The sequence below is a fragment of the Streptomyces sp. NPDC058632 genome, from assembly GCF_042717095.1.
Classification (GTDB): domain Bacteria; phylum Actinomycetota; class Actinomycetes; order Streptomycetales; family Streptomycetaceae; genus Streptomyces.
The window spans coordinates 1-19,097 of sequence record NZ_JBHXQZ010000129.1; the positions used below are offsets into that span (position 1 = coordinate 1).

14 protein-coding genes are annotated in these 19,097 nt (G+C 70.9%); 7 read left to right on the forward strand and 7 right to left on the reverse strand.

Annotation, left to right across the window (positions count from 1 at the left end; all coding sequences use genetic code 11):
• Positions 1-53 precede the first annotated feature (53 nt).
• Positions 54-218, forward strand: coding sequence for a hypothetical protein (locus tag ACFWVE_RS32260; protein WP_384021865.1), 165 nt, complete (start codon positions 54-56; stop codon positions 216-218).
• Between the two features lie 139 nt (positions 219-357).
• Here ACFWVE_RS32260 and dnaE read toward each other — a convergent pair whose 3' ends face one another.
• On the reverse strand, positions 358-3,897 hold the full coding sequence (gene dnaE / locus ACFWVE_RS32265; protein WP_384021868.1) for a DNA polymerase III subunit alpha: 3,540 nt from the start codon (positions 3,895-3,897) through the stop codon (positions 358-360).
• Between the two features lie 216 nt (positions 3,898-4,113).
• Here dnaE and ACFWVE_RS32270 point away from each other — a divergent pair, with 216 nt between their 5' ends.
• The 4 genes from ACFWVE_RS32270 (at position 4,114) to ACFWVE_RS32285 (ending at position 9,028) form a co-directional block, all read left to right on the forward strand.
• Positions 4,114-5,466, forward strand: coding sequence for a DUF2252 domain-containing protein (locus tag ACFWVE_RS32270; protein WP_384021871.1), 1,353 nt, complete (start codon positions 4,114-4,116; stop codon positions 5,464-5,466).
• A gap of 111 nt (positions 5,467-5,577) precedes the next feature.
• Positions 5,578-6,279, forward strand: a complete 702-nt coding sequence (locus tag ACFWVE_RS32275; protein WP_384021874.1) for a hypothetical protein — start codon at positions 5,578-5,580, stop codon at positions 6,277-6,279.
• A gap of 100 nt (positions 6,280-6,379) precedes the next feature.
• Positions 6,380-7,192, forward strand: coding sequence for a thioredoxin domain-containing protein (locus ACFWVE_RS32280; protein WP_384021877.1), 813 nt, complete (start codon positions 6,380-6,382; stop codon positions 7,190-7,192).
• Between the two features lie 123 nt (positions 7,193-7,315).
• A complete protein-coding gene (locus ACFWVE_RS32285; protein ID WP_384021880.1) occupies positions 7,316-9,028 on the forward strand; it encodes an alkaline phosphatase D family protein in 1,713 nt (570 codons plus the stop codon).
• Between the two features lie 18 nt (positions 9,029-9,046).
• Here the strand turns inward: ACFWVE_RS32285 and ACFWVE_RS32290 are convergent, their stop codons facing one another.
• Positions 9,047-9,625 carry a dienelactone hydrolase family protein gene (locus ACFWVE_RS32290; RefSeq protein WP_384021883.1) on the reverse strand — a complete coding sequence of 193 codons (579 nt, stop codon included), beginning with the start codon at positions 9,623-9,625 and terminating at the stop codon, positions 9,047-9,049.
• A gap of 164 nt (positions 9,626-9,789) precedes the next feature.
• Here ACFWVE_RS32290 and ACFWVE_RS32295 point away from each other — a divergent pair, with 164 nt between their 5' ends.
• Positions 9,790-10,965 carry a mechanosensitive ion channel family protein gene (locus tag ACFWVE_RS32295; protein ID WP_384021886.1) on the forward strand — a complete coding sequence of 392 codons (1,176 nt, stop codon included), beginning with the start codon at positions 9,790-9,792 and terminating at the stop codon, positions 10,963-10,965.
• A gap of 7 nt (positions 10,966-10,972) precedes the next feature.
• Here the strand turns inward: ACFWVE_RS32295 and ACFWVE_RS32300 are convergent, their stop codons facing one another.
• The 5 genes from ACFWVE_RS32300 to ACFWVE_RS32320 all read right to left on the reverse strand — a co-directional run bounded on the left by ACFWVE_RS32300 (position 10,973) and on the right by ACFWVE_RS32320 (position 15,189).
• Positions 10,973-11,719 (reverse strand): SDR family NAD(P)-dependent oxidoreductase, encoded by a 747-nt coding sequence (locus tag ACFWVE_RS32300; RefSeq protein ID WP_384021889.1) that lies wholly within the window; start codon positions 11,717-11,719, stop codon positions 10,973-10,975.
• Between the two features lie 313 nt (positions 11,720-12,032).
• Positions 12,033-12,500 (reverse strand): GNAT family N-acetyltransferase, encoded by a 468-nt coding sequence (locus ACFWVE_RS32305; RefSeq protein ID WP_384021892.1) that lies wholly within the window; start codon positions 12,498-12,500, stop codon positions 12,033-12,035.
• Complete coding sequence (locus ACFWVE_RS32310; RefSeq protein ID WP_384021897.1) at positions 12,497-13,441, reverse strand: RluA family pseudouridine synthase; 945 nt, start codon at positions 13,439-13,441, stop codon at positions 12,497-12,499. Before ACFWVE_RS32310 ends, ACFWVE_RS32305 begins: the two co-directional genes overlap by 4 nt.
• Before the next feature lie 55 nt (positions 13,442-13,496).
• Complete coding sequence (lspA, locus tag ACFWVE_RS32315; RefSeq protein ID WP_384021901.1) at positions 13,497-14,120, reverse strand: signal peptidase II; 624 nt, start codon at positions 14,118-14,120, stop codon at positions 13,497-13,499.
• An 88-nt stretch (positions 14,121-14,208) separates the two neighbouring features.
• The gene (locus ACFWVE_RS32320; protein ID WP_384021905.1) at positions 14,209-15,189 is read right to left on the reverse strand and encodes a TraR/DksA family transcriptional regulator; all 981 of its coding nucleotides are present in this window, start codon (positions 15,187-15,189) and stop codon (positions 14,209-14,211) included.
• A gap of 649 nt (positions 15,190-15,838) precedes the next feature.
• Here ACFWVE_RS32320 and ileS point away from each other — a divergent pair.
• A complete protein-coding gene (gene ileS, locus ACFWVE_RS32325) occupies positions 15,839-18,997 on the forward strand; it encodes an isoleucine--tRNA ligase (protein ID WP_384021908.1) in 3,159 nt (1,052 codons plus the stop codon).
• Positions 18,998-19,097: the final 100 nt, after the last annotated feature.

Consider the following 19,097-nt stretch of genomic DNA (forward strand, 5'->3'; position numbering starts at 1 on the left):
GACCCGGCCCGATCCGAACGCGAGGCCCTACATCCCCCACAGGAGGCATCACCATGGCCAAGAACAAGAACCGTGAACGGAAGCAGCCGCAGACCGCACGCGCCCAGCAGACGGTGCAGCATCCCCCCGTCGAGCCGCAGACCGAGCAGCACGGCCCGCAGATCACGCCCGGAGACGTCGCCCGCAAGGGCAGGGAAAAGCGTTTCGGCCACAACTGACGCCCGCGCGGCGGGCTTTCGAGTCCCCGCACACGGCATGCGCGGAGGGGTGGGCCCGTCACCGGGCGCACCCCTCCCGGCTGTCGGTCCCCTCGGTCCCGTCGGCGTCGCCCGCCCGCCCCGGCCCGCCGGGCAGGCCCTAGCCCGCCAGGCAGGCCGGGCCGAGGAGGACCTTGAGGTCGCCGAACAGGGCGGGGTCCGGCTTCACCCGGTGCCGGTCCAGGCGCAGCACCGTCGTCTTCGTGGGCCCCTGGAGCTTGATGCGGACCTCGCTGTCGCCCTTGTGGTGGCCGAGGATCTCGCCGAGGCGGCTGACCATCGGCGGGGTGACCCTGGTCGCCGGGATGGTGAGCACGACGGGCGCGTTGGTGCCCGCGTTGGACAGGTCGGGCACCTGGAGTTCCATGGCGACCAGGCGCGGCACGTCCTCGCGCTTGTCGAGCCGCCCCTTGACGAACACCACGGCGTCCTCGACGAGTTGGGTCGAGACGAGCTGGTAGGTCGCGGGGAAGAACATGCACTCGAGGGAACCGGCGAGGTCCTCCACGGTGGCGATCGCCCAGGCGTTGCCCTGCTTGGTCATCTTGCGCTGGAGGCCGGAGATGATGCCGCCGATGGTGACGACCGCGCCGTCGCCGAAGTCGCCGCCGGTGAGCTGGGAGATGCCCGCGTCGGCTTTGTCGGACAGGACGTGCTCCAGCCCGAACAGCGGGTGGTCGGAGACGTACAGCCCGAGCATCTCCCGTTCCTGCGCGAGCAGGTAGGTCTTGTCCCACTCGTCGTCCGTGAAGGTGACGTCGAGGCCGAAGCCGGGCTCGGTGGTCTCCTGCTCGCCCATGCCGCCGAAGAGGTCGAACTGCCCCTCGGCCTCCTTGCGCTTGACCGCGACCACGTTGTCGATCATCGGCTCGTACTGGGCGGTCAGGCCCTTGCGGGTGTGCCCCATGGAGTCGAAGGCGCCCGCCTTGATCAGCGACTCCGTGGTGCGCTTGTTGCAGACGACGGCCTCGACCTTGTCGAGGTAGTCCGGGAAGGAGGCGTACTTCCCCTTGGCCTTGCGGGACTTGATGATCGACTCGACGACGTTGGTGCCGACGTTGCGGACCGCGGACAGACCGAAGAGGATCACGTCGTCGCCCTGCGCGGCGAAGTTCGACTCGGACTCGTTGACGTTCGGCGGGAGCACCTTGATGCCCATGCGGCGGCACTCGTTGAGGTAGACGGCGGACTTGTCCTTGTCGTCCTTGACCGAGGTGAGCAGCGCGGCCATGTACTCGGCCGGGTAGTTCGCCTTCAGATATCCGGTCCAGTACGACACGAGTCCGTACGCGGCGGAGTGGGCCTTGTTGAACGCGTAGCCGGCGAAGGGGACCAGCACGTCCCACAGGGCCTGGATCGCCTCGTCGCTGTAGCCGTTCTTACGGGCGCCCTCCTGGAAGAGGACGAAGTTCTTCGCCAGTTCCTCGGGCTTCTTCTTGCCCATCACGCGGCGCAGGATGTCGGCCTCGCCGAGCGAGTAGCCGGCGATGATCTGGGCGGCCTTCTGCACCTGCTCCTGGTAGACGATCAGGCCGTAGGTGACCGACAGCACCTCCCGGAGCGGCTCCTCCAGTTCCTTGTGGATCGGGGTGATCTCCTGGCGGCCGTTCTTGCGCTCCGCGTAGTTGATGTGCGAGTTCATGCCCATCGGGCCCGGCCGGTAGAGGGCCGAGACGGCGGAGATGTCCTCGAAGTTGTCGGGCTGCATCTGGCGGAGCAGCGAGCGCATCGGGCCGCCGTCGAACTGGAAGACACCGAGGGTGTCGCCGCGGCAGAGCAGTTCGAAGGTCTTGGGGTCGTCCAGCGGGAGGGCGAGCATCTCCAGGTCGATGCCCTTGTTGGCCTTCACCATCTTGATGGCGTCGTCCATGATCGTGAGGTTGCGCAGGCCCAGGAAGTCCATCTTCAGGAGGCCGAGCGACTCGCACTGGGGGTAGTCCCACTGCGTGATGGTCACGCCGTCGGTGTGCCGCACCCAGATCGGGGCGTGGTCGACGATGGGTTCGCTGGACATGATCACGCCGGCCGCGTGCACGCCCATCTGCCTCACGAGGCCCTCGACGCCCTTGGCGGTGTCGATGACCTTCTTCACGTCCGGCTCGTTCTCGTACATCGCGCGGATCTCGCCGGCCTCGTTGTAGCGGGGGTGCGAGGGGTTGGTGATGCCGTCGAGGTCGATGCCCTTGCCGAGGACGTCGGCGGGCATGGCCTTGGTGAGCCGGTCGCCCATGGCGTACGGGTAGCCCAGTACGCGCGCGGAGTCCTTGATGGCGTTCTTCGCCTTGATCTTGCCGTAGGTGCCGATCATGGCGACCTTGTCGGCGCCGTACTTCTCGGTGACGTACCGGATCACCTCGACGCGCCTGCGCTCGTCGAAGTCGATGTCGACGTCGGGCATGGAGACGCGCTCGGGGTTGAGGAACCGCTCGAAGATCAGACCGTGCGGGATCGGGTCGAGGTCGGTGATGCCCATCGCGTACGCGACGATCGAGCCGGCCGCGGAGCCCCGGCCGGGACCGACCGCGATGCCCTGCTTCTTGGCCCACATGATGAAGTCGGCGACGACGAGGAAGTACCCGGGGAAGCCCATCGAGATGATGGTGTCCATCTCGTACTCGACCTGCTTCATGCGGTCCTCGGGGATGCCGCCGGGGAAGCGGCGCTCCATGCCGCGCATCGTCTCCGCGCGGAACCAGGTGACCTCGGTGTAGCCCTCCGGGATGTCGAACTTGGGCATCAGGTCGCGCTTCTCGAACATGCCCGTGGTGTCGACCATCTCGGCGATCAGCCTGGTGTTGGCGCAGCCCTGCTGCCAGGCGTCGGAGGAGTCGATGGCGTACATCTCGTCGGTGGACTTGAGGTAGTAGCCGGTGCCGTCGAACCGGAAGCGGTCGGGGTCGGAGAGGTTCTTGCCGGTCTGGATGCACAGCAGCGCGTCGTGCGCGGTCGCCTCGTTCGCGTACGTGTAGTGCGAGTCGTTGGTGACCAGGGGCGGGATGCCGAGCTTCCTGCCGATCTCCAGCAGGCCGTCGCGGACCCGGTGCTCGATCTCGATGCCGTGGTCCATCAGCTCCAGGAAGTACCGGTCCTTGCCGAAGATGTCCTGGTAGTCGGAGGCCGCCTTGAGCGCCTCGTCGAAGTGGCCGAGGCGCAGCCGGGTCTGGAGCTCGCCGGAGGGGCAGCCGGTGGAGGCGACAAGACCGGTGGACCACTTGGCGATGGTCTCCTTGTCCATCCGCGGCCACTTCTGCAGCCAGCCCTCGGCGTACGCGTCGGAGGAGAGCCGGAAGAGGTTGTGCAGGCCCGTGCTGTCGACCGCCCAGATCGTCTTGTGGGTGTAACCGCCGGAACCGGAGACGTCGTCCCGCTTCTGGTGCGGCTGGCCCCACTGGATCTTGCGCTTGGTGCGCCGCGACTCGGGCGCGACATAGGCCTCGATCCCGATGATCGGGGTGACTCCGGCCTTCTGCGCGCTGTGGAAGAAGTCGTACGCGCCGTGCAGGTTGCCGTGGTCGGACATGGCGATGTGGCTCATGCCCATCTCGTTGCAGGCGTTGAACATGTCCTTGAGCCGCGCGGCACCGTCCAGCAGCGAGTACTGGGTGTGGACGTGCAGGTGCGTGAACGGCGTCTTCGACACGGTTCGGCCTCCAGGGAGAACTCTCGGCGACGGGCTTCGGACCGCCTGCCGACAGTCCGGGGGACAGCGTCAAAGTCTATGCCCCGGCACTGACGCTCGAGGGCTCCCCGGACGTACCTTCGGGCGTGTGGCGCGGGCACTCCCGTGACGCGTCACGCGTTGGACGGAGGACGGATCAGCCGTCCCCGGAACACCCCGTACCAGGAGGCACCAGCGATGTCGGTTCAGCAGCTCGACGACGAGCACCGCGGCGAGGAGATCCTCGCCGTTCTCGACACCGCCTTCGGTGAACTCCTGGCCGCCGACCCTGCCGCCTTCCGCGTGAAGTTCCGGAAGATGGCGGCCTCGGCGTTCGCGTTCTACCGGGGCACGGCGTGCCTCTTCTACCACGATCTGGACGCCGAGAAGAACGCCGGGCGGGGCGGTGGAAGGACGTACAGCGGTCCCTACCTGGACGAGCGGACGTCCCGGGTGTGGATCCACGGCGATCTGCACGCGGAGAACTTCGGCACGTACATGGACTCCAACGGCCGTCTGGTCTTCAACGTCAACGACTTCGACGAGGCCTACGTCGGCCCCTTCACCTGGGACCTCAAGCGCTTCGCCGCCTCCATGGCGCTGATCGGCTACGCGAAGGCGCTCAGCGACGAGCAGATCACCGAGCTGGTGCGGATCTACACGGCCGCGTACCGGGAGCGGATCCACGCGCTGGCGACCGGCGCGAAGAGCGACGAGGTGCCGCCGTTCACCCTGGACACCGCGCAGGGCCCGCTGCTCGACGCGCTGCGCGACGCCCGCTCGCTGACCCGGTTCGGGCTGCTGGACTCGATGACCGTCATCCGTGACTTCGAGCGCCGCTTCGCCTCCGGCGGCGGCGCGGTCGAGCTCGACGCCGCCACCCGTTACAAGGTCCTCGCCGCCTTCGACGGCTACCTGGAGACGCTGCCGGACGCCTCGCTGGCCCACCCCGACTCCTACCGGGTGAAGGACGTCGTGGGCCGCCGGGGCATCGGCATCGGTTCGGCCGGACTGCCGTCGTACAACATTCTGCTGGAGGGGCACAGTGACGCCCTGGAGAACGACGTGGTGATCTACATCAAGCAGGCGCAGCACCCGGCCGCCTCGCGGCACATCACCGACCCGGCGATCCGGGACTACTTCCAGCACGAGGGCCACCGTACGGTGATCTCCCAGCGTGCCCTGCAGGCGCACGCCGACCCGTGGCTGGGCTGGACCGAGCTGGACGGCACGGGGCAGCTGGTGGCGGAGGTCTCGCCGTACGCCGTGGATCTCGACTGGGGCGACATCGACGAGCCCGACGAGATCGCCCAGGTCGTCGCCGACCTCGGCCGGGCCACGGCCACGATGCACGCGGCGGCGGACGACACCTCCGGCGAGTCCCTGGTGCCGTTCTCCACCGAGCGTGCCATCGACGCGGCGATCGCGGCCGACGAGGAGGGGCTCGAGCCGCTGCTGGTCGACTTCGCGCACAGCTACGGCGCCCGTGCGCGCGGCGACCACCAGATCTTCCTGGACCTGTTCCGCAACGGCAGGATCCCGGGACTGTGATCCCGGGACGGTGACCTTCCTCCCGGCCGGGACTGCCCCGGCCGGGTAATTCCCGCCAACCGGAACCCTTTAGGGATCCCTTACCGGAGCGCATGACAGACTCGGCCCACCATGGACATATCCGGAGCCCCTCTCAGAGCCGTACGCGCGGCGCTGTTCACGACCGTGGTCGTGACCCTCAGCACCGCGTCGCACGTGCTGCTGTCGGGGGCTCCTCTGCCGGTGAGCACGGTGACGGTGATCGCCGTCGCCGTGTTCGTCCTGGCGTACGCCCTCGCGGGCCGGCAGCGCTCCTTCGGGCGGATCGCCGCCCTGCTGATCCCGCTGGAACTGGCCGCCGACACCGTCTTCACCACCGGCCAGCACGTCTGTTACGGCCGGATGGGCGGCCCGGTCACGGGCCCGCTGCGCTCGGTGGGCTTCGACGTGCTGTGCGGCGACGGCAGCGGCGTGGGCACCCCGCTGACGCAGGTGGCCGGCACCGCGGCCCACGGCGGCGACCGGTTCGCCGGCCTGCTCGCGCAGGCCGAGCCGGCCACCGCGTGGCTGCTGCTCGGCGCGCACATCGGCATCGGCCTGTGCGCCGCCGCCTGGCTGCACCGCGGCGAGCGGGCGCTGGCCCAGCTGCTGGGCGCGGTGACGGCGACCACGTTCCGGCCGCTGCTGCTGGCGGTCGCCGCGGTGACCGTGCGCCGCGCCCCGAAGGTCCGTCGGCCGGTCCGCCCGGACCACCGGACCACCACGGCGGTGGACCGGATCCTCGTGCACTTCCTGGGGCGGCGTGGACCGCCGTGCTCCACCGCCCTCGCCTGAGACGGCTCAGCCCTCCGGCGTCGGCGCCATGTACGAGCACGCGTAGTCCCCCATACGTATCCCGCACACCCTGTGCGCGTCCCCCGTGGAGAGCATCACCATGAGCAAGCGGAACACCCAGGCGGCGAAGACGGCGGCCCGTGAGCGTCTGCGCGTCGAGCGCGAGCGCGAGGCCAAGAGGGCCAAGGCCAAGCGTCAGCTGATCGTCGCCGGTTCGGTCGTCGGCGTCCTCGCGATAGCCGCCGGCATCGGCTACGCCGTCGTCCAGGCCAACCAGCCCGGCGCCTGGGAGGCCGCCGCGGACGCGAAGCTCGTCAAGCCGGCCAACACCAGCGGTGAGAACGGCACCACCGTCGTCATCGGCAAGGACACCGCGAAGAAGACCCTGGAGCTGTACGAGGACCCGCGCTGCCCGATCTGCGCCTCGTTCGAGCAGACCGTCGGCGGGACGATCGACAAGGACGTCGCGGACGGCAAGTACAAGGTCCAGTTCATCGGCGCCTCGTTCCTCGACCGCAACCTGACCGGCGAGGGCTCCAGGAACGCCCTGAGCGCCCTGGGCGCCGCGCTGGACGTCGGTCCCGAGGCGTTCCTCCACTACAAGTCCGCGCTGTACTCGGCCGAGTTCCACCCCGAGGAGAGCGAGGACAAGTTCAAGGACGACTCCTACCTGATCGAGGTGGCGAACTCCGTCGAGGAGCTGAAGGGCAACAAGGAGTTCCGGACGGCCGTGGAGGACGGCACCTACGACAGGTGGGCGCTGGAGATGTCCGACAAGTTCGACAGCAGCGACGTCCAGGGCACCCCCACGCTGAAGATGGGCGGCGAGAAGCTCACCGGGTCCGACGGGCAGAACGCGCCGATGACGGTCGCCGAGTTCACCGCGGCGATCGACAAGGCGCTCAAGGCCTGATCCCCGGATCCGGGGGCGCGCGGCCGGCGTTCGATCACGGCCGGCCGGACGCACGCTGAAGAGCGGGCGAACTTTCGCGAGTTCGCCCGCTCTGGCATGTACCGGTCAGTAGCCTGACCGGTTGTGACCACTCGACACAGATCATCCGAGAGCGCCGTACCCGCCCCGGCCGACGCCACCACCGCCACCGCCACCGCGGACACCAACGCCCTGTCACTCCGACGCCGTTCGGTCGTCAAGGCGGCGGCCGCGACCGCGGTCCTCGCCGCACCGCTCACCGCCGCGCCGCCCGCCCGCGCCGCCACCGCCGCGGCCCCCGTCTTCCTGCACGGGGTGGCCTCCGGCGACCCGCTGCCGGACGGCGTCCTGCTGTGGACACGCGTGACGCCGACAGCGGAGGCGATACCCGGCTCGGGACTCGGCCCCGACACCGAGGTCGCCTGGACCGTCGCCCGGGACAAGGCGTTCACCACCGTCGTCGCGAAGGGCTCGGCCCGCGCCACCGCGGCCACCGACCACACCGTCAAGGCCGACATCCGCGGCCTCGCGCCGGCCACCGACTACTGGTTCCGCTTCTCCGCCGGCACCGCGGACTCCCCCGTCGGCCGCACCCGCACCGCCCCGGCCGCCGACGCCGCCGTGACCGGTCTGCGCTTCGGTGTGGTCTCCTGCTCCAACTACGAGGCCGGGCACTTCTCGGCGTACCGCCACCTCGCGGCCCGCGGCGACCTCGACGCCTGGCTGCACCTCGGCGACTACATCTACGAGTACGCCTCCGGCGAGTACGGCACGCGCGGGCGGACCGTCCGCGCGCACGAGCCCGCCCACGAGATCGTCTCCCTCGCCGACTACCGCGTCCGGCACGCGACGTACAAGACCGACCCCGACCTCCAGGCACTGCACGCCAAGGCGCCGGTCATCGCGATCTGGGACGACCACGAGATCGCCAACGACACCTGGTCCGGCGGTGCCGAGAACCACACCGAGGACGAGGAGGGCACCTGGGCCGCGCGTCGGACCGCCGCCAAGCGCGCCTACTTCGAGTGGATGCCGGTGCGTCCCGCGATCGCCGGCACCACCTACCGCCGGCTGCGCTTCGGCAGGCTCGCCGACCTCTCGCTGCTGGACCTGCGCTCCTTCCGCTCCCAGCAGGTCTCCGTGGGCAACGGCGACGTCGACGACCCGGACCGTACGCTCACCGGCCGCGCCCAGCTCGACTGGCTGAAATCGGGGCTGTCGGCGTCCGACACCACCTGGCGGCTGGTCGGCACCTCGGTGATGATCTCGCCGCTCGCGCTCGGCGCGCTCCCCGCCAGTCTGCTGAAGCCGATCGCCAAGCTGCTCGGCCTGCCGCAGGAGGGCCTCGCCCTCAACACCGACCAGTGGGACGGCTACACCGACGACCGCCGGGAACTCCTCGCCCATCTGCGGACGAACGCGATCCGCAACACGGTCTTCCTCACCGGCGACATCCACATGGCGTGGGCCAACGACGTGCCGGTGAACGCGGGCACGTACCCGGCTTCCGGCTCGGCGGCCGCCGAGTTCGTCGTGACCTCGGTCACCTCGGACAACCTCGACGACGCCGTCAAGGTCCCCGAGGGCACCGTCACCACGATCGCCTCCCCGCTGATCAAGGCCACCAACCGGCACGTCCGGTGGGTCGACACCGACCGCCACGGCTACGGTGTGCTGGACATCACGTCCGCGCGGGCGCAGATGGACTACTACGTGGTCTCCAGCCGCACCGACCCGGCCGCCACGTCCAGGTGGACGCGCTCCTACCGGACGCTCAACGGCACCCAGCGGGTCGAGCGCGCCGACAGCCCGGTCTGACCCACGCGGTTCTCCTCGTCAGTCGTCGTCCAGCGCGTCGAGGAAGCCGAGCGCCACCCGCCAGGTGGCCTCGGCGGCCTCCTCGTCGTGGTCCGGCAGGTCGGGGTCGGTGTAGAGGTGGCCTGCCCCGGCGTACCGGTACACCTCGACGTCGGCTCCGGCGCGGCCCATCTGCAGATACCAGGCGCTCAGCCAGTCGTCGGTCTCGAACGGGTCCGGCTCGGCGACATGGAGCTGCACCGGCAGGCCGTCCACCGTCGCGTTCGCCGCGATGTCCGAGGTGCCGTGCAGGAGCAGCAGCCCGCGCGCCCGGCCGTCGCCGAGGGCCAGCGTCTGGGCGACGGAGGCACCGAAGGAGAACCCGGCGTACACCAGCCCCCGCTCCGAGTAGGGCGCGGCGGCGAGCACGGCCCGCTTGAGCAACTCGTCCCTGCCGATGGACTCCTGGTGGGCCATGCCCTCCTCGACCGTGTCGAACGTACGGCCCTCGAAGAGGTCGGGCGTCCACACCTCGTGTCCGGCGGCACGCAGCCGGTCCGCGGCCGCGGACACCGCGGGCCGCGGGCCGTAGGTCGAGTGAAACAGCATGATGTTCATGACGCCCATGGTGCCAGCCGGGTACGACGGCCGGTGTCCGACGGTGTGCCGGGCCGGCGTGCGGGCGGCCCCGTGCCGCGGTGCCGGACCGCGGCACGGGCCGTACCCACGACGCAGCGGATGTCACATGTTCACTCCGTCCGGGGCCGGTTAGGTTCGAGGACATGGAAGACGTGCTCCGCCCCCTGATCGTGTTCGGCGGCTCGGTCGTGCTCACCCTGATGCTCGGCTATGCCACCGACCGACTGCTGCGCAAGGCCGACGCCCGGCATCCCGAGACCCCCATGTGGGGGCTGCTCCGGCGCGGCCGCATCCCCTACCAGCTGCTGGTCTGCGCGGCCCTGCTGAGAGGTTCGTTCAGCGAGGCGAAGCTGTTCGAGGACAACCGGGCCACCGTCGAGCGGGTGCTGACGCTGGTGCTGATCGGGTCGGTCGCCTGGCTGGTGATCCGGATCGCGGCGGCCGTCGTCGAAACCTCGTACACCCGGTACGCCAACGTGCACCGCGAGCGCGACCCGGCCAGGGTCCGCCGGGTGCGCACCCAGGTGACGCTGATCCGGCGGGTCGTCTCGGCGATCGTCGGAACGGTGGCGGTGGCCGCGATGCTGCTGACCTTCCCCGCCATGCGCGCGGCCGGAGCCTCACTGCTGGCCTCGGCGGGCATCCTCGGCATCGTCGCCGGTGTCGCCGCCCAGTCCACGCTCAGCAACCTCTTCGCCGGGCTGCAGATCGCCTTCGGCGACATGGTGCGCATCGGTGACACGGTCGTGGTGGACGGCGAGTGGGGCACGGTCGAGGAGATCACCCTGACCTTCCTCACCGTGAACACCTGGGACGAGCGCCGGATCACCATGCCGGTGTCGTACTTCACGTCCAAGCCGTTCGAGAACTGGTCCCGCGACTCCCCGCAGATGACCGGCGTCATCCACTGGCACCTGGACCACCGGGCCCCGCTGGACGCGATGCGCGAGCGGCTCCGCGACATCCTGCGCGAGTGCCAGGCCTGGGACGGCCGTGCCTACAACCTGACGGTCACGGACAGCACGCCCAGCACCATGCAGGTGCGGGCCCTGGTGACGGCCAAGGACGCGAACGACATCTGGACGGTACGGGTCACGGTCCGCGAGCAGATGATCCGCTGGCTGACCGAGCAGCACCCCTACGCCCTGCCCCGGGTCAGCACCGCCCCGGCCGACCCGGCACCGGCCCTCGACAAGAGCCGCCACTCCCCCGGCGCCTCCGCCGACATCCTCCCTCCCCCCGGTCTCCCCGGCCCCTCCGGTCCCCCGGACGACATGGCGGCCGCCCACGACCCGCAGGGCACCGCGCACGAGTACTGAAGGCGCCTCAGTGGCCGCGTTCGGCGCCGCCGTTGACCTGGATGATCTGCGAGGTGATGTGCGCGGCGCCCGGGGAGGCCAGCCAGTGCAGAGTGGCGGTCACGTCCCCGGGCGTCCCGGCCCGCCCGTCGGCGGTCTCGGCGACCAGCCGCGCCCGCCGCTCGTCGTCGATGCCGTCGCCGAAGAACGCGGTGTCCTCGATGTAGCCGGGCGCGACCACGTTCACCGTGATGCCGTGCGGCCCCAGCTTCCGGGCGAGGTCATGGGCGTACGGATGCAGCCCGGCCTTGGCCGCCGCGTACGCGACCTGCCCGGAGCCCCGGTAGGCGGCGATGGAGCTGAGGAACAGCACCCGCCCGCCGGGCTCGGCGAGCCGGTCCCTCAGGGCCTCCGTGAGCAGGACGGCGGTCAGCAGGTTGAGCCGGAAGGCGACCGTCCAGTGGCGGGCGACGGCGTCGAGCGGGTCGTCCGCCCCGGCCTGGCGTTCGAGGAGACCGCTGCCCCCGGCACTGTGGATCAGTACGTCGACGGCCCCGAACTCCCGGCCGACGTAACCGGCGACGCCCCGCACCGCGACCGGATCGGCGAGGTCGGCGGCGTACACCTCGGCCCCCCGCACCTCGGCCACGGCCCGCTCCAGGACCTCCCCGCGCCGCCCGAGCAGCAGCACCCGGTCCCCGTCGGCGGCGAACACCCGTGCCGCCGCCAGCCCGATCCCCGTACCGCCCCCGCTGATCACCACGTTCCGCGTCATGCCCCGACCTTACGGACAGAACGCCGCACCGCCGCGCGAACTCACCGCATACTGCGCACATCGAGCCGGCGCGGCACCCGGTCCGCCGCCTCGGGGCCGGCCCCGGCTCACCGCAGGGCGAACAGCAGGGCCGGCTGGTCCACGGTCGGTGCCCCGGGCGGCCGGACGGCGGACCTCCACCCCGCCGCGCCGGCCCCCGCACCGGACGCCGCGGGTCACCACGCGCGCCCGGTCACGGAACCCGTACGGCCAGGGGCAGGCGTACGGGTACGCGTCCGGCACGGGTACGCGTCCGGCTACGGAGCCCCGCCGGTCACAGAACGCGTCGCATGGCCCGGTGCGGCATTCCCGCGTCCGGGAACTCCGGCCCGTACGCCACGTATCCCAGCCGCTCGTAGAACCCCAGGGCGTGGGTCTGCGCGTGCAGGTCGACGGCGGTGAGGCCGCGGGCGCGGGCCGCCTCCTCGATGCCCCGGACCAGGGCGGCCCCGACGCCGAGCCCCCGCGCCCGACGCGTCACCGCGAGCCGCCCGAGGGACCCGACCGAGGCGTCACCGCCGGTCTTCGCAGCGGCGGCCCCGCCGTGCAGCAGCCGTCCGGTGCCGAGCGCCGAACCGTCCCCACCGGCCGCGAGCACATGCACGGCGCCGGTGTCGTAGGCGTCGTACTCCAGGTCCTCGGGCACGCCCTGCTCGGCGACGAAGACCTCCTTGCGCACCGCGAAGCACGCCTGGCGGTCGCCGGGTTCCACCGCCTCGCGGACCACGTACGGGGTGCTCACGCGTAGGTCTCCTCCCGGACCAGGTCGAGCGCCTGGCGCAGGTCCTCGGGGTAGTCGCTGGTGAACTCCGCCCACAGACCGTCGCCGGGGTGCTCGAAGCCGAGCCGTACGGCGTGCAGCCACTGGCGGGTGAGACCGAGCCGCTTGGCGAGCGTCGGGTCGGCGCCGTAGGTCAGGTCACCGACGCAGGGGTGCCGGTGGGCGGCCATGTGCACGCGGATCTGGTGGGTGCGGCCGGTCTCCAGCTTGACGTCGAGGAGCGAGGCGGCGCGGAAGGCCTCGACGAGGTCGTAGTGCGTGACGGAGGGCTTGCCCTCGGCGGTGACCGCCCACTTGTAGTCGTGGTTCGGATGCCGCCCGATGGGGGCGTCGATGGTGCCGCTGGTCGGGTCGGGGTGGCCCTGGACCAGGGTGTGGTAGCGCTTGTCGACCGTGCGCTCCTTGAACTGGCGCTTCAGCGACGTGTACGCGTACTCCGACTTGGCGACCACCATGAGACCGGAGGTGCCGACGTCGAGGCGGTGCACGATGCCCTGGCGCTCGGCGGCGCCGGAGGTCGAGATGCGGTACCCGGCGGCGGCGAGACCGCCGATCACGGTCGGCCCGGTCCAGCCCGGCGAGGGGTGGGCGGCGACCCCGACCGGCTTGGCGATCACGACCACGTCGTCGTCGTCGTGCACGATCTCCATGCCCTCGACGGCCTCGGCGACCACCCGCACGGGGGCGGGCGCCTGCGGCATCTCCACCTCGAGCCAGGCGCCACCGCTCACCCGCTCCGACTTGCCGACCACCGATCCGTCGACCGTGACCTTCCCCGCGGCGGCGAGTTCGGCCGCCTTGGTCCGGGAGAAGCCGAACATGCGGGAGATGGCGGCGTCGACGCGCTCGCCCTCCAGTCCGTCGGGCACGGGCAGGGTTCGGATCTCGGAAATCGTACTCACCCGTCGAGTATGCCGGACCGGTCCGGCAACTCCGTACGCGCGCTCTCGGTCCTGCTCAGTCCTTGTGGACGGTCCCGTCCGGGTCGAGGCCCCGGAAGGACAGCAGGACGATCAGGATGCCGCCGCAGACGATCGCCGAATCCGCCAGGTTGAAGACGGCGAAGTGCTTGGGCGCGATGAAGTCGACGACCGCGCCCTGGAAGACTCCGGGGGAGCGGAAGATCCTGTCCGTGAGGTTGCCGAGGGCACCACCGAGCAGCAGGCCCAGCGCGATCGCCCAGGGCAGGCTGTACAGCTTGCGGGCCAGCCGGATGATCACCACGATCACCGTCGCCGCGATCACCGTGAAGATCACGGTGAAGGCCTCGCCGAGGCCGAACGCCGCGCCCGCGTTGCGGATCGCCTCGAACCTCAGCCAGTCCCCGACGATCTCGACGGGCGCGTGGTGCTCCAGCTGGGCGACCACGATCATCTTACTGATCAGGTCGAGGGCGTAGGCGACGACGGCGACGGCGAACAGCACGGCCACGCGCCGCTTGCCACGGGGCGCCTCGGCCGCCTCCGTGTCCTGGGCACCGGCCCCGTCGAGCCCGGGCCGGCCCCGCTCGTCACGGTCCTGCCCGTCCCGGTCCGCGTCCGGGGTTTCCGGCGTACCGATGATGCGCTCCGCCTCTGCCACGTGAGTCCCTCAACCTAGGTACCTGACTGAGGACGAGGGTACGGCACACCCCGTGCGGCCCTCGTGCTCAGGCGGCGTACGAGGGCGGTCAGTACCGTCGCTCCTGCTTCTGCTTGCACTCGACGCACAGCGTGGCCCGGGGGAAGGCCTGCATCCTGGCCTTGCCGATCGGGTTGCCGCAGTTCTCGCACAGGCCGTAGGTACCGGCGTCCAGCCGCTGCAGGGCGCGCTCGTACTGAGTGAGCATCTCGCGCGCGTTGGCGGCGAGCGCCAGTTCGTGCTCACGCGTGATGTTCTTCGTGCCGGTGTCGGCCTGGTCGTCGCCCGCCCCGTCGCCGGAGTCCCGCATCAGGCCGGCCAGCGACCGTTCGGACGAGGTGATCTCCTCGCGCAGCCGCAGCGCCTCGGCCGTCAGTTCGGCCCGCGCCTCCTCCACCTCTTCCGGTGTCCAGGGCTCCTCGCCCGGACGCACCGCGAGGTCGCCGGGCTCCACTGCGGCGATCCGCGCCTTGGGCACGGCGGTCTTCGCCGCCGTCGCCGCGCCAGGAGTCTTCTCAGCACCCACCGTCGTCGCTCCCGTCTGCGTCGCGGCCTCGGCCGCACCCGCGTCAGTGGCCGTGCCGTGCCCGGCCGTGTCCTGTGTGCCCCCGCTGGTCCTGGCGGTGCCTGTGTCCGTACCGCCCTTGCGCGCGGCGGCCGCCTTCCTCCGGGAGCCCTTGCCCGCGGCGGCTTCGGAGGCGGCCGTCTCCGTCTCCGTCTTCGCGGAGGTGGCTTCGGAGACGCTCTTTCGGGCCGCGGACGCCCCGCCCGCCGGCTTCGCCGCCGCGGCCTTCCCGGCCTTCGCTTTCCCTGCCGTCGTCTTCCCGGTGCCGGTCTTCCCCGCCGCGTTCTTCCCCGCCGCGGCCTTCGCCGATCCGGTCTTCCCGGCCGACTGCTTCGTGGCCGCCTTCCCCGCCGTGCTCTTCCCCGTCCGCGCTCTCTCTGTCGCCTTCGTGTCCTCCCGGGAATGCTCGGCGGACGCGGCCGTGCCGGACGCCGACTGCTGTACGGCGGTCTTCTTCGCCACCATGGCCGCGGCCCCTTTTCACATGCTGTGATCTTGCGCGCGAATCGTGCTGGGACGATAAATCGACTCGGGTCCCGCGGCAACGGGGCGCACCGCCCGATCGCCCGCCCCGCGGACGCCGCGCGGCGGACCTTCATGCGTTGTGCCCAGCTCCCCGCCGGGTATGCCACCAAGTCGGACGTCGTAGAATCCGAACACCCGTACCGCGCCATTCGGTGGTATGTCACTCCATGGGCGACTCGTGCGGTATGTGCGCGGACCCCACCCTGACCTCGCCCTGACCCTCCACCCGCCGTCCCGGAACAACCGGTCGGCCGCTGTCTGCCGCGCGCCGTACACTGGGCGGAGCGAAAAGCGTGGATGGGGACGAGTAGCGGCGTACGCAGCCCAGAGCGACCCGGGGACGGTGTGAGCCCGGGGGTGAGCGCGACGTGAAGATCACCCCGGAGCCGCCGGAGGAAAGCCGCAGCCCGACAGCAGCGGCGAGTAGAACCGGCATCGCGATCCCAATGAGGGGGCTGACCGGCGCACACGACGCACCGGGAAGCCAAGGAGGGTGGTACCGCGGGAGCGCGCCGACGGCGGCGCAGGATCGACACAGCTCTCGTCCCTCCGGACGGAAGGCAGCAAGTCCGCCGGAGGAAGCCCGCTGATGACAACGCCGACGTACCGACAGGTGCCAGCCCAGGTCGACCTGCCCGCTCTCGAGCACGCGGTGCTCGACTTCTGGCAGGAACAGAAGATCTTCGCCAAGAGCCTGGAGCAGTCCGAGGGCCGCCCCGAGTGGGTGTTCTACGAGGGCCCGCCCACCGCCAACGGCATGCCGGGTGCCCACCACATCGAGGCGCGCGTCTTCAAGGACGTCTTCCCCCGTTTCCGCACCATGCGGGGCTACCACGTGGGCCGCAAGGCCGGCTGGGACTGCCACGGCCTCCCGGTGGAGCTGGCGGTGGAGAAGGAGCTCGGCTTCTCCGGCAAGCAGGACATCGAGGCGTACGGCATCGCCGAGTTCAACGCCAGGTGCCGCGAGTCGGTGACCCGCCACACCGACGCCTTCGAAGAGCTCACGACCCGCATGGGCTACTGGGCCGACCTCCAGGACCCGTACCGCACGATGGACCCGGAGTACATCGAGTCCGTCTGGTGGTCGCTGAAGGAGATCTTCACCAAGGACCTGCTGGTCCAGGACCACCGGGTCGCCCCCTGGTGCCCCCGCTGCGGCACCGGCCTGTCCGACCACGAGCTGGCGCAGGGCTACGAGACGGTCGTCGACCCGTCCGTCTACGTCCGCTTCCCCCTCACCTCCGGCCCGCTGGCCGGCGAGGCCGCGCTCCTGGTGTGGACGACCACGCCGTGGACGCTGGTGTCCAACACCGCGGTCGCCGCGCACCCCGAGGTCGCCTACGTCGTCGCGACGAACGGCGAGGAGAAGGTCGTCGTCGCCGAGCCGCTGGTCGCCAAGGCCCTCGGCGAGGGCTGGGAGACCACCGGCGAGACCTTCACCGGCGCCGAGATGGAGCGCTGGACCTACCAGCGCCCCTTCGAGCTCGTGGAGTTCCCGGAACCGGCCCACTACGTGGTCAACGCCGAGTACGTCACCACCGAGGACGGTACGGGCCTGGTCCACCAGTCGCCCGCCTTCGGCGAGGACGACCTCAGGGTCTGCCGCTCCTACGGCCTGCCGGTGGTGAACCCGGTCCGCCCGGACGGCACCTTCGAGGAGGACGTCCCGCTGGTCGGCGGCGTCTTCTTCAAGAAGGCCGACGAGAAGCTGACGGAGGACCTGGGCGACCGGGGCCTGCTGTTCAAGCACCTTCCCTACGAGCACAGCTACCCGCACTGCTGGCGCTGCCACACCGCGCTGCTCTACTACGCGCAGCCCTCCTGGTACATCCGCACCACGGCCGTCAAGGACCGCCTGCTCGAGGAGAACGAGGGCACCAACTGGTTCCCGGACTCCGTCAAGCACGGCCGGTACGGCGACTGGCTGGACAACAACATCGACTGGGCGCTGTCCCGCAACCGCTACTGGGGCACCCCGCTGCCGATCTGGCGCTGCGAGGACGACCACCTCACCTGCGTCGGCTCGCTCGCCGAGCTGACCGGGCTGACCGGCACCGACCAGTCGGACCTCGACCCGCACCGCCCCTTCATCGACGAGGTCACCTTCGCCTGCCCGCAGGACGGCTGCGGAAAGACGGCCACGCGCGTGCCCGAGGTCATCGACGCCTGGTACGACTCGGGTTCGATGCCGTTCGCGCAGTGGGGCTACCCGCACAAGAACAGGGAACTGTTCGAGAGCCGGTACCCGGCGCAGTTCATCAGCGAGGCCATCGACCAGACCCGCGGCTGGTTCTACACGCTGATGGCGGTCGGCACCCTGGTCTTCGACAAGTCCCCGTACGAGAACGTCGTCTGCCTCGGTCACATCCTCGCCGAGGACGGCCGCAAGATGTCCAAGCACCTGGGCAACACCCTGGACCCGGTCCCGCTGATGGACCAGCACGGCGCGGACGCGGTCCGCTGGTTCATGGCGGCCGGCGGTTCCCCGTGGGCGGCCCGCCGGGTGGGCCACGGCACCATCCAGGAGGTCGTCCGCAAGACGCTCCTGACCTACTGGAACACCGTCGCCTTCCAGGCGCTGTACGCGCGTACGTCCGGCTGGGCCCCGTCCGAGGCCGACCCGGCACCCGCCGGCCGCCCGCTGCTGGACCGCTGGCTGCTCTCCGAACTGCACGCGCTCACCGACCAGGTGACCCGGGCGCTGGACAGCTACGACACCCAGCGCGCCGGCAAGCTGCTGTCCGCGTTCGTCGACGACCTGTCCAACTGGTACGTGCGCCGGTCCCGGCGCCGCTTCTGGCAGGGCGACAAGGCCGCGCTGCGCACCCTGCACGAGGTCGTCGAGACGGTCACCAGGCTGATGGCCCCGCTGACCCCGTTCATCACCGAGCGGGTCTGGCAGGACCTGGTCGTGCCGGTCACCCCGGACGCCCCGGAGTCGGTCCACCTGTCCTCCTGGCCCGAGGCCGACCCGACGGCGATCGACCCGGAGCTGTCGAAGCAGATGGTGCTGGTGCGCCGCCTGGTGGAGCTGGGACGGGCCACCCGCGCGGAGTCGGGTGTCAAGACCCGCCAGCCCCTCAAGCGCGCCCTGATCGCGGCGAGCGGCTTCGGCGCCCTCCACCCCGAACTGCACACGCAGATCACCGAGGAGCTGAACGTCGAGTCCCTGGCGTCCCTGTCCGAGGTGGGCGGCTCGCTGGTGGACACGACGGCCAAGGCCAACTTCCGCGCCCTGGGCAAGCGGTTCGGCAAGCGCGTCCAGGACGTCGCCAAGGCCGTCGCGAACGCGGACGCCGCCGCGCTGTCCCTGGCGCTGCGCGAGGGCACCGCCTCGGTGGAGGTCGACGGTGAGACGATCACCCTCGCCCCGGACGAGGTGATCATCACGGAGACCCCGCGCGAGGGCTGGTCGGTGGCGTCCGACGCCGGTGCCACGGTCGCCCTGGACCTGGAGATCACCGAGGAGCTGCGCCGCGCCGGCCTGGCCCGGGACGCGATCCGGCTGATCCAGGAGGCCCGCAAGAACAGCGGCCTCGACGTGGCCGACCGGATCGCCCTGCGCTGGACGGCGACGGACGACGCCACCGTCGCGGCCCTGACCGAACACTCCGGCCTGATCGCCGACGAGGTCCTGGCCACGGCCTTCGTGAACGAGCACAGCGGCCACGGGGAGGCGGACGGCGCCTACGGGCAGCCGTTCACCGACGAGGGCCTGTCCCTGACCTTCCGCCTCCGCAAGGCGTGAGACCCGGCGGATAGTTCACACCGGCGCGCCCAGCGCGTCCCGCACCACCCGGTACGCCGAAGGGCCCGGGTCCGCCGAGAACGATGCGGCGGCCCGGGCC